General features: G+C 44.9%; 9 protein-coding genes. 1 reads left to right on the forward strand and 8 read right to left on the reverse strand.

What is annotated here, in order from left to right; translation table 11 throughout:
* Window positions 1-13: 13 nt before the first annotated feature.
* The 8 genes from bfr to EDI28_RS13120 form a co-directional block, all read right to left on the reverse strand.
* Window positions 14-478, reverse strand: a complete 465-nt coding sequence (bfr, locus tag EDI28_RS13085; protein ID WP_128784319.1) for a bacterioferritin — start codon at window positions 476-478, stop codon at window positions 14-16.
* A 332-nt stretch (window positions 479-810) separates the two neighbouring features.
* Complete coding sequence (gene xdhC / locus EDI28_RS13090; RefSeq protein WP_128784320.1) at window positions 811-1,656, reverse strand: xanthine dehydrogenase accessory protein XdhC; 846 nt, start codon at window positions 1,654-1,656, stop codon at window positions 811-813.
* A 279-nt stretch (window positions 1,657-1,935) separates the two neighbouring features.
* Entirely contained in the window at window positions 1,936-4,053 is a 2,118-nt protein-coding gene (locus tag EDI28_RS13095; protein WP_128784321.1) for a type I secretion system permease/ATPase, read from the reverse strand.
* Entirely contained in the window at window positions 4,050-5,978 is a 1,929-nt protein-coding gene (locus EDI28_RS13100; protein ID WP_128784322.1) for a bifunctional diguanylate cyclase/phosphodiesterase, read from the reverse strand. The genes EDI28_RS13095 and EDI28_RS13100 overlap by 4 nt, the downstream gene beginning before the upstream one ends.
* A 5-nt stretch (window positions 5,979-5,983) precedes the next feature.
* A complete protein-coding gene (locus EDI28_RS13105; protein WP_128784323.1) occupies window positions 5,984-6,649 on the reverse strand; it encodes a transglutaminase-like cysteine peptidase in 666 nt (221 codons plus the stop codon).
* Between the two features lie 23 nt (window positions 6,650-6,672).
* Complete coding sequence (locus EDI28_RS13110; protein ID WP_128784324.1) at window positions 6,673-7,266, reverse strand: OmpA family protein; 594 nt, start codon at window positions 7,264-7,266, stop codon at window positions 6,673-6,675.
* A 19-nt stretch (window positions 7,267-7,285) separates the two neighbouring features.
* Window positions 7,286-8,599, reverse strand: coding sequence for a TolC family outer membrane protein (locus tag EDI28_RS13115; protein ID WP_128784325.1), 1,314 nt, complete (start codon window positions 8,597-8,599; stop codon window positions 7,286-7,288).
* Between the two features lie 5 nt (window positions 8,600-8,604).
* Window positions 8,605-9,999: an HlyD family type I secretion periplasmic adaptor subunit gene (locus EDI28_RS13120; protein WP_128784326.1), complete on the reverse strand. Its 1,395-nt coding sequence runs from the start codon at window positions 9,997-9,999 to the stop codon at window positions 8,605-8,607.
* A 353-nt stretch (window positions 10,000-10,352) separates the two neighbouring features.
* Between EDI28_RS13120 and EDI28_RS13125 the strand changes: the two genes are divergently transcribed.
* Window positions 10,353-11,520 (forward strand): retention module-containing protein (locus EDI28_RS13125; RefSeq protein ID WP_164918545.1); only part of this gene is annotated, 1,168 nt, incomplete at its 3' end.

Here is an 11,520-nt window from a genome sequence, read left to right on the forward strand (position 1 = left end):
CGTCACCTATTCCCTACATTTGAGATTGCAGATAATTTTCAATGCCAATGTTTCGTATCAGTTCCTGCTGGGTTTCAATCCAATCGACATATTCTTCTTCATAGGCCAGGATATCTTCTAGCAACTCGCGGCTGACAAAATCAGCTTCGGTTTCACAGAATGCAATTGCTTCCCGCAGCAGCGTAAGCTGCTCCATCTCAAGTACCAAATCACATTGGAGCATTTCTTCGGCTTCTTCTCCGATACGTAGTTTCTCTAAATGTTGTAGGTTGGGTAAACCTTCAAGAAATAGAATACGCTCGATCAGATCATCAGCTTGCTTCATATCTTTGATTGATTTTTTGTATTCTTTTTCATTTAGTTCATCAAATCCCCAGTTTTTGAACATTCTCGCATGCAGAAAATACTGGTTAATTGATGTTAGTTCTATGGTAAGTACCTGGTTCAAGTAGCTGAGTACTTGGGTCTTGCCTTGCATAATACTTCCTCCATAAGTGGCACATATAAATATTGTTTTTGCCAGATTTAATCATAGGCGTTGGTTTTTATTTAGGGGAGGTTGATTGCGGAAATGGCATTTATTTAGAATAAGTCGGCTGAATAGGGGGAATTACGCAATAATCGTAATTGTTATCATTACGATTATTGCGTGATTAAAGCAAAGTAGGGGCTCAGGAATAAGACAATTAAAGTGCCTGTTTATGAAACAGGCTCTTTAATTGGTGGCTGGCAGCGACGTAGTCACTTAGGTTAAATGGCTATTTTCTTGTCAGCTGCTGTTTCGTAGCCATTGTGTTATTTCTTTATCGCTTAGGCGTCATTATTGTTCGCCTGAGTCTCCGGCTCCGTTGCCGTCGATTTAGTCGTGCGTTTTTGTTCCAGCGGTTCACCCTGATAATGAGCGATCAACTCACCGGCAACCGAGACGGCAATTTCTGCCGGATGCTTTCCTTTGACGGCATTGATACCGATAGGACAGACCATTCGTTCGATCGTCTCTTGACTGTAGCCTCGCTCAGTTAATCGGTAATCGAATTTTTTCCTCTTGGTCAACGATCCAATCATGCCGAAGTAGGCGGTATCATTTCTGCTGAGAATGGCCTTAGCGAGATCAAAATCCAGCTGGTGGCTATGGGTCATGACCAGATAGTAACTGTTGGCGGGCATATCTTTGACCTCGGCAACAGGATCATCGGAGATCAGTTTTTTTACACTAGTTGGCAGTTCTGCAGGGAATTCATCTTCCCGCTCGTCAACCCATGTCACGCGGAAGGGAAGTGTTGCCACAATGTGGAGCAGGGCTTTGGCTACATGACCAGCGCCGAATAGCACCAAGTGGTTTTGCTGTTGGCCGATGGACTCGAAACTCAGTGTCGCTATGCCACCACAGCATTGGCCGAGTTGGGCACCTAGGTTAAAGTGTTCGATTTTGGTGTGTCTATCTCCGATTAACAGCATCTCACGTGCCATTTTTACCGCTTTGTGTTCAAGGTGCCCACCGCCAATGGTTGCTACGATATTATTACGGGTAACGAGCATTTTAGTGCCTGCATCACGAGGGACAGATCCTTTATCTGCCAGTACTGTTACCATGATGCATGCTTCACCGCGCTCATCTAGTTTGGCTAGTTCATGAATCCAGTTGTCGTTAAACATGTCATACTCCTTGGCGGTTACACTATTTAGACTGCGTATCGTACCGGGCCCGGTCAATGGGATATCGGTGATGATTTTTGAAAATAATGCACCATATGCATAATAATAAAATGGATGTAATCGTGCTTCTTAAACTTTATTGACTTTTTGGTCAGTTTTATTGGTAAAAGTGAGGTTGGCAAGAAGTTTGTGAGGAGTAAGCAAGCCCGTTTACAGGAATGAGTAAACGGGCAGGTGATAATCGAGCGATTGAAGGCTAGAAAGCGAGGTTAATTACAATTAGTTTCTTGCCTGGTTAGTATTGCCGTCACGTAACTGACTTAACACCTTCGACTTAGGACCATCAGCAATAATTTGTCCTTTTTCCATAACGATAATACGATCAACAACATCCAACATACTGGTTTTGTGGGTGATCAAAATTAAGGTATCGCTGTCGGCTAGGTTGTTGAGCTGATGTTTGATATACATCTCTGAGCGGTTATCCATACTGCTGGTGGGTTCGTCCATCAAAAGTACGGGTGGCTTGCTTAACAGGGCGCGTGCTATAGCGACTGACTGGCGCTGGCCTCCGGATAAAAATTGACCTCCTTCACCAACTTGCTTTTCCAGGCCTGCGGTGTCTTGCTGGGTGAAGCTAGTAACGCCAGCACGTTCGGCTGCGCTCATGATGTCCTTGTCTGTGGCAAGCGGGCGGCCTAGCGTAATATTGTCCCTAATCGAGCCGAAGAACAGCATCACATCTTGTGCGACACAACCAATATTCCGGCGAACATCGATATGATGTAACTGGTTGATGTCGGTATCATCAATACGCACCGAGCCCTCTGTTGGCTGGTAGAGACCCATGATCAGGCGTTCCAAACTTGTTTTACCTGAACCAATTCGGCCGATGATTGCCACTTTTTCTCCCGGGTTGATGGTGAAACTGACATCTTTAAGTGCAGCTGATTGGGTGTTTGGGTACGAGAAGCTAACCTGGTCAAACTCTATCTTTCCCTTAATGACAGGGCGGTGAATATAGCGTTTGCCATTTTCTTGTTCAGTGGGCATTTCCATCAACTGTTCGATGATAGTCATCGCCGATTTTGCCTGATTGTATCGGGTCGAGAGTAATGATAATTGCACTAGTGGACCGACAGCGCGGCCGCTCAGCATCGTTGCTGCAATCAGGCCTCCCATAGTTAGCTCGCCGTCGGCTATTAGGTATACTCCAAATAAAATCATCGCGATTGAGACAAACTGCTGAAGGAAACCCGCGGTATTTTGTACCGAATCCGTTAGCCTACGAGATTTGATCCCCCAGTTGGCCATGTGGGAGACTGCTTCTTCCCAGCGGAACTGGAACTGGTTCTGGGCTCCGAACATTTTTACGGTTTCTAAGCCGATAAGGCTTTCAATCAGGTTAGCGTGTTTCTGCGAAGATAGGCGGGAGCCTTCTTCGATGGTCTGACGAAGCGGACGCTGGATAAGCAAGCTGAAGATAATTAAGAGAGTAACCGCAACCAGCGGAACGAGGGCTAAGGGACCAGCAACTAACCAAATGATTAGCAAAAACATCAAGGCAAATGGGAGATCAATCAACGATGAAATTGTCGCCGAGGTAAAGAACTCCCGAATCGATTCAAATTCCTGCATGTGGCGAGCAAATGCTCCGACTGAAGGGGGGCGGGCCTCCATCCTAATCCCCATGACTTTGCCGAAAATCTTGGCGGAGATTAGCAAATCAGATTTTTTGCCAGCTAAGTCGATAAAGTAGCTTCGCATCAGCTTCAGAACTAAGTCGAAAAAGAAGACGATACTGATACCAATAGTAAGCACCCATAAGGAGTCAAATGCTAGATTGGGGACAATCTTGTCGTAGACTAACCTAGTGAAAAGTGGGGCGGAAATGGCGAAAATGTTGATGAGTATCGATGCGACAAATACATCACGATAGATTGAGCGAGAGTGCCATAATGTGCTCCAGAACCAGTGCCCTTCACGGGTTTTCAGTATTTCTGGTGATCGTTCGTCGTAGCGGAATCTTTTCTTGACCAAAAATAGCTGGCCAGCATATTGGTTTTTCAGCTCGTCGAGGCTGATCCATTGTTGTGAGTTGTCACTATGGGACAGTACGACTTCAGCCTCATTTTTTTCCTCGTCGATGCTAAGGATCACGCAGGCATCATTTCCCTTTAACTGGGCAATGACCGGAAAAAGCAGTGGTGGAATTTCCGTTAGTGCCATTTTGCTTGCTTTGGCCTGAAGTCCTGCGGTCTCCGCTGCTCGAGGCAGCAGAAAAGGAGTCAGGAGACCGTCAGCCAATGGCAAATCGGCGATCAGTGCATCGGGAGAATTGGCCTGGCCATAATAGCGGCTGACATAGATAAGAGATGTCAGTAGTGGATCTTTCATACTGTTTTCTCTTTGTTTATTTTGTCGACAACAAATCCCTGGAAACCTTTTACCATTAATGCTGCTAGTTTTTCTTGTTGCTTGGTCGTTTCGACCCGAGATGCAATGGTGACAATAGAGAGATTACTGGCGGTACGCGTAATGGATGTAAGTAGATCGGCTTTTGCTTCATCGTCTATTTTGTTGGTGTAGGCAAAGTCGAGTTTAACATAGGCCGGACGCAGCTTGTTCAGGTTGCTTAGTGATCCAAAGTTATGGCCAAAATTATCGATACCGAAAGCAAAGTTGTTTTGGTGGATCATTTCGCATAGTAAATCAGTGTCATTGCTGTGCTTGATAAAACTGATTTCCGGAAGTTCAAAGAGAACACGATCACTCAGGGACTGATATGACTTCATTTTGTTGCTTAACCAGCGAATAAACCCAGTATCGCTAATACTGCTCTGGGTGATGTTAACGGCAATCGGCCCCATATCAGGGTTGGCTGTTAGTTGTTGAAATAGTTTATCGAGTATATGCATATCCAGTTGGGTACCGGCGTTTAGCTGCTCCACTGCTCCGACAAACTGGCCGGCAGAATAGTTTTTATCCCCTTTTTCGATGTAGGCAAAAACTTCCTCGTGTAATGGCTCGCCCTGATCGTTGATGGCTGTCTGGAATTTAAATTTGAATCGCTTGTTGGCAATGGCCTCATCGACCAGAGCTTTCCATTGCAGCTTGCCCATTACGGAGTTTTGCTGAATGTTGTCAAACAGAGCGAGAGGTTCTTTAGGCTGTTGGCGAGCTTGCATTAACGCGTTATCAGCCTGCGCAAGTAATGAAGATATGGTATCGCTATCGCGTCTTACGACTAATCCAACAGCTGCCTGTACCGGCCTGACATCGAGTGGATCGCTTTGGAGTTCAGAGCTCATGAGTAACATGGTTCTCCCAATCGACTTTAATTCCGAAGTCGATGTATTGGGTGCCAGTAAAACAAACTCTGCCTGGCTTAATCTTGCAATGGTGAAGTCATCCGATGCAAGATTTTTAATACGGCTTGCCAAGCTCTGCACCAGCAGATCACCTGCTTCATAGCCATTTTGATCGTATCTGTCTTTAATTAAGTCAACCTTCAGCAGCGCGATACCGCCTTTGGCTGAGGTATCTAACCAAGACTCCAATTGGGTGAGCAGATAGCTGCGGTTTGCGAGGCCTGATACAGGATCCTGAAAGGCCCTGATTCGGAGTCTATCGGCTTCTAAGGCCTGTTGGTCGAAATGCAGTTTGAGCTGGGCGCTCATGTGGTTGAAAGCTTTCACCACATCGCTCAATTCACGGGTATGCGGTACTGCTAGGGCTTGACCAAACTGGTTTACGGACATCTCTTTTGCCCGGCTTTGGATTGCCTTCAGTGGCTTGAGGACTTTCGACAGAATTACGGCAAGAATCAAAGCTCCCAGCAAAAAGGTCGAGATGAAGCCTAATGTAAGCTGGATGGTAGCCTGCCATAATTTTAGGTAGGCATAGGCTGGGTTACTGGTTACAGACAGCGAGGCAAGCTGTAACCAGCCACTGGTGAGCGTTGTTGACTTTTCAATTGGTTCGATTTTAATTATATTTCGGAACCATTCTGGTACACCGGTGATGTTCTTTGGATTGGTGCGTTTAATGGAAAGGTTTTCCTGAAGTAGTTCAAGGCTGACACTGCTGTAGAAACTACTATCAAACGTAGCATTGATCACCGATTCAGTTGCGATGGTATCGCCGGCTTCGAGGTACGGTGATACGGCAAGTCCGACGGCACTGATGGCGTTGTCGATTTCTGTAGATTGCTGCTCGCGTAAAAAGTTACGGGTTGTATTGAATTGGATCACAAACACCGAGGTGATAAGTGTGAAAAATACAATCAGCATCCATATCAAAAGTTGTCTGTATAGTGTCATTGTGGTCACTCATCAAAGTTAATAATTGGTCGGTGAAATTGGGTGTGGTTTGAACGTTGGCGTAAGTCATTCCATACACTCAGTCGCGAGGCCTGGCCTGCGAGCTGTCCTTGGCCTTTTTGTTTCATTAGCCAAAGCTTGCTACCGTTAAAACTGTATATAGGTAGTAGGTCAGTCCGTTTTGTTGCAGGCTTGATTTCGCGGTCAAGATTGTCAAGTAGCAACGGGATAGATGAAGGGGTCGGATAGTAAGCTACTACCATATGGAATTGGTTCAAGTTAAGTGCTTTTACGTAGACTAGGCGTAGTCGGCTGTCATCAATGCCTAGCTCTAGTAAAGAAAAGTATTTTGCTATACTGAAATCCTCACAGTCACCAGCTGCCGAACCAATGAATTCTAGCGGAGTTGCCCAGTAGTCTTCCTGCCCCCATAGTTTGATATCGTCAATGAAGACCAGTTGATTAAAAAAGTTATTGATGGCCTTGAGCTTATGTTTATCGTCAGCAGCGCGGCTACTTCTGATCACTTGCCGCCAAGACAGCATGCGCTGTCCGGCCCTTTCTCCGTAGAACTGGCGGACTTTTTCGACTTGCACTAATTCGCTATCGGTCAGTGCAATAGCACTGGCCGATATCAAAATAGCCAAGACCCAGAGACAGGCTTTTTTCACGACGTGCGTATCAATCAAATAGTTTAGTTATTGCGCACCATGAAAATCGTCCATTCATCGACGACGTAGCCCTTTTCGCCAACAACTTTTGCTACTACCCGACGGCTAAGTGTATTCGATTGCTCTTCGCTATCACTCTTGACTGGTAGCGTATCGCCAAAACCGACGGTTTGAATTCGTTCGGGGGCGATCCCGGTTTCGATAAGCTGTTTGCGGACCTGCTCTGCACGCCGCAAAGATAGCTGGGTATTGTACTGGTGGCGACCGACAAGACTGGCATGTCCTTTTAGCTCTACGTTGCTGTCTGGGTATTTATGAAGAAAATCACTCATACGTTGAACTTCAGGAAAAAACGAATCCGGAATCAAACTGGAGTCATTGGCGAACAGAACGTGTACGTCATTTTCCTCAGATCGTTTTACGTAGACTGGGCAGCCGTCATTATCAACAACGGCAGTCAATGGCGTTTGGGTGCAATTATCCCGAGCGTTAATGACGCCATCGTGATCAGAATCGCCAAGATCGCGAGACTGTGTCACAGCTGCTGGTTCAGAAATTTGTCCAGTCGAACAGCCAAACAGGAACAAAGCCAGCAAGGTAATTAAAGAGTGTCTCATTATTAATGTCCTGTAATTATTATTTAACTGACTGAGTCCAGTTGTCGGCTAGATCGACGCGCATTTCAGAGAGTAGTTGTCCTGTAGCATTAAGTACTCGGTACTTGGCCAAAATCCCGCTGTAGTGGGCTTGCAGGTATGACTTGCGGGCTTCAAAGAGTTCGTTTTCGGTATTGAGTACATCTAGTAAGGTGCGCTGGCCGATTTTGAACTGTTTCTCATAGGCAATGACTGTCTTTGCTGAGGCATCGACATGTTGTTGCAGATATTGGGTTTGCTGGTTTGCTAAATCCATGGCACTCCATGACAGTCGGGTACTTTCTTCTAGCATACGGTAGGCTCTGTCACGAATTGCTTTGGATTTGTTGATCTGATAAGCGACCTGGCGTGTCTTGGCTACATCCGAGTTACCACTGAATAGGTTGTATCGCATTTTCAGCATGGCTGAGAATTCGTCATTATCGCCGGGGTTACCGCCGACCTCTTTACCCCACTGCTGGGAGGCTTCAACAGTAAAGGTCGGGTAGAAGTCACCTTTTGCCTGATCGTACTGGATGAGAGCGGCTTCAACATCATTGGAGGCAACTTGGACTATTGGATTATTTTTCTGTGCTTTTTCAAGAGCATCATCGAGGGTCGGCGCCACGTAATTGATATCGACTTCTGGTTTCGCCAAATCTTTCGGATAGTTGCCTACAACGCGAATGAATGCGGTGATTTTATCGTTTAAGTTGCTGTTTGCAGACAATAAGTTGGTATTGGAACGCGCAAGGCGTCCCTCAATTTGGGCTAGATCAGCTGTCGACCCAATACCAGATGCTGTACGTTTGTTGATATCTTGGTACATCTTTTTGTGTACCTGAAGATTCGCTTCGGACAGCTCGAGTACATCTTGGGCACGGAGGACATCAAGATAGACTTCTGTTGCCTGAAGCGCAGTGTCCTGTGCATCTGAAAGTAGCTGATAGCGCTGGGCTTCAGTTTCGGATTTGTTGCGTTGGATGTCATTGTAGGTGATTGAACCATCCCAGATTAGCTGTCGAAAGGTGATTTTGGCAGAACGCGGATTATAGTCGCCCTTGCTGCCATATTCGTTGTCGTAATCTTCATATCCAACACCGGCTTCTAGATCAAGAGAGGGCAGATAGTCACCCGTAGAGGCGTCAATGAGTTCGTTACGGCTCACAAATTCGCTGTAGGCACTTTTAATCTCAGGGTTTGAAGCCAAGGTTTGAGCAATTGCTTGTTCAAGTGGTTGAGCCATTATAGGTAAAGCTATGCACTGAATTGAAACCATTAGTACAAACTTCATTAATTGTTGTTTCTGTCTCATTGTCATTATTCTCTTAACGCTGTCTGGCTAGCTTTTAGAACGGGTTTTAGCAGGTACTTCAGGACAGTGCGCTTGCCCGTGATAATATCCGCAGAGGCTGTCATTCCCGGAATAATTGGTAATGGTTCACCACTTGGCCCGGTAAGGCTGTTTGCATTAGTACGTATACGAACTTGGTAATAACTATTTCCTTCTTCATCCTGAATGGTATCTGCACTGATGGTTTCAAGAATACCGGTGAGGCCACCATAAAGTGTGAAATCATAGGCGCTAAACTTGATAACAGCTTTGAGGCTTGGCCTTAGAAAACCGATATCCTGAGGGGCAATTTTGGCCTCAATTAGCAGATTATCCTCGGTTGGAACAATTTCTACCAGAGGCATACCAGGCTGAATAACTCCACCAATGGTATTTACGTGAATTTTTTGGATTGTTCCGGTTACCGGAGAAGTGACTACCGTTCTATTCACTCTGTCTTTTAAACCAATTTGAGATTCAGACAGACTTGATAATTTATCACTGGTCTCATTGAGCTCTGCTTGTACTTCGGAACGAAATCTCAACGCAATATCGATATGTTTGAAAATAGTTTCTTGAATAGCAGCCTTGAGTACTGGTATCTGCAGTGTTGCCGAGGTTAGTTCACTTTTAGTGTCATTTAACTGACGTTGAAGTTTTAACAATTCAATTGGAGGTACAACCCCTTCTTCAGCAAGAGGTTGAGTAATGTCAAACTCTTTTTTAGCTATAGTATAGTTGCGGCGTAAATTATGTAGGCGTGATTGAGTTTCAATTAGCTCTCTTTCTTTTTGGCTAATTTGTTCAGCGGTTACTGAAAGCTGATTTTCCAGGTTAGAGATACGATCCTGGTATTGGTTATTTTGTCGCCTAATTAATTTAATATGTTTATTAGTAAAGTCTGAATTAAAAACTAACTGTTGACGTTGTACTACAACACTATCTTGCCATTTTGTCTTAGCTTTCGTTTTTCGAACACTCACACTATTTAATAATGCATTTAATCGAACACTATTGGCTTTCGAACCTGCTAGTGAAAGACTTTGCTCACGGTAGTCTGAAAGGAAAAGAGTATCGTCAATCAGTAATAGTCTTTGATTTTTTTCGACATGCTGACCTTCTTTGATTAGTACTTTTTTGACAATACCACCTTCAAGGTTTTGGACAACTTGCAGCTGAGACGAAGGAATCACTTTGCCTGCGCCTACCGTTACCTGATCGAGTTGTGCCATTGATGCCCATACGACAGCAACAATAAAAAACAAAACAATAACCCACAGCATGATACGTGCACTTTTTGGGGTGTTCAGTAATAGTGCTGCCGTTTTGTCATCAACAAAATCAAGGTGATCAGAGGTAATTGTTGGCACGTTATTCTTCATTCATTCTCTTTGTGTAAATAATAATCACGTTAAAATTTTATAAATTTTTTGTGTGGGAATATGCTTATTGTGTCAAATTATTACAAATGATAAACTGCCAAAAAATTGGCGTAAAGGATTATTTTATTTCTCGCCATAATTATTGGGAATAATGCCAATCTCAATAATGTTGTATTTGATAGGGATGTATTCTAATAAGAGATTATATTCCAGCAACATGTTTCATGCAGTGTGTTTCAAGCAATATGTAGAGTCGTGTCATTTTAATTAATAAATAACAATAAATTTCAATATCGCTTTATTTAAAGCGCGGGTTATATAACTCATCGTGAATGATAATTGGGTGGTCATATATGGATACAAGTAATAACAGCAAAGTCGTTGATGTGAAGGTAGCAGATGGAATGGCATTTGTTATCAAGGGGAGTGATGAAGTTATTGCTGTTAAGGCTGAGTATCAAATGCAGCCAGACGAGATTATGGTCGCCAATCCAGGAACTCGTTATGTTGTATTGAGAGATGGTGTGCCTGTGATTGTTCAGGAACCATGTCCAACTTGTGTGGCGCTATCTGACGACGGAGTTAAGGTGGCTGCTATTGAAAGTAGCGTAGCCTTTAATCCAGACTATGCCGACCAAGCCCATTTTGACAGCGATGAAATAACCGCGATACAGAATGCAATTCTTGCCGGAGAAGATCCGACGAGTATCTTTGAGGCAACTGCCGCTGGTTCATCATCCTCGACTTCCTCAAACCAGGGCTTTGTTGTTATTGATTACGACTATGACAATGTATTGGCAGAAGCTGGATTTGATACATCATTTGGTTCGGAGTTGGTTACCGATGAGAATGAAGACGAAAACAATAGTCCTGTTCAGTTAACCCCCGTAGATTTAAATGTAGATGTAAATCAAGCGCCTGTTGCCCAAGCTAAGCTTGATTCTGCCATTGAAGGCGGCGAGGTCATTCACGGTCAAGTTGTTGCCAACGACCCTGATGGTGACTCATTGACTTACCAGTTAGTCGATAAAAATATTCCGGCAGGCCTCACATTTAATAGTGATGGCTCGTATACGTTTGACCCAAGTCATGATGATTATGACAGCTTAGCTGAAGGTGAAACAGTTGAACTTAAAGTCTCTTATCTGGTTGATGATGGGCATGGCGGAAAGGATACCCAGACGCTGACAATCACTGTTGTTGGTACTGATGACGGCGCCGTTGTTACCCCAACGACACCGGATGCCGATGCAGGCACGGTGAAAGAAGACACAATCCTGACTACCGGCGGCAAGCTGGACGTGGTCGACCCGGATGCAGGCGAGGCGGTGTTTGATGCCGAGACCGTCACCGACGGCAACTTCGGTACGTTCAAGATCGGCACTGACGGTACCTGGAGCTACGAGCTGAACAACGGTTCGGCGGAGGTGCAGGCACTGACCGAGGCCAGCGATCCTCTTAATCGCGAGTTCACCGTCACCACTGCCGACGGCACCGAGCATACCGTCACTGTCACCATCA

Source organism: Photobacterium chitinilyticum (assembly GCF_004104355.1).
Lineage (GTDB): Bacteria > Pseudomonadota > Gammaproteobacteria > Enterobacterales > Vibrionaceae > Photobacterium > Photobacterium chitinilyticum.

What these genes read in the sequence shown, in the direction of transcription:
- EDI28_RS13095 (WP_128784321.1), bottom strand. Translation starts at nt 4,053, where the DNA reads ATGAAAGATCCACTACTGACATCTCTTATCTATGTCAGCCGCTATTAT.
- xdhC (WP_128784320.1), bottom strand. Translation starts at nt 1,656, where the DNA reads ATGTTTAACGACAACTGGATTCATGAACTAGCCAAACTAGATGAGCGC.
- bfr (WP_128784319.1), bottom strand. Translation starts at nt 478, where the DNA reads ATGCAAGGCAAGACCCAAGTACTCAGCTACTTGAACCAGGTACTTACC.
- EDI28_RS13100 (WP_128784322.1), bottom strand. Translation starts at nt 5,978, where the DNA reads ATGACACTATACAGACAACTTTTGATATGGATGCTGATTGTATTTTTC.
- EDI28_RS13120 (WP_128784326.1), bottom strand. Translation starts at nt 9,999, where the DNA reads ATGAAGAATAACGTGCCAACAATTACCTCTGATCACCTTGATTTTGTT.
- EDI28_RS13110 (WP_128784324.1), bottom strand. Translation starts at nt 7,266, where the DNA reads ATGAGACACTCTTTAATTACCTTGCTGGCTTTGTTCCTGTTTGGCTGT.
- EDI28_RS13115 (WP_128784325.1), bottom strand. Translation starts at nt 8,599, where the DNA reads ATGAGACAGAAACAACAATTAATGAAGTTTGTACTAATGGTTTCAATT.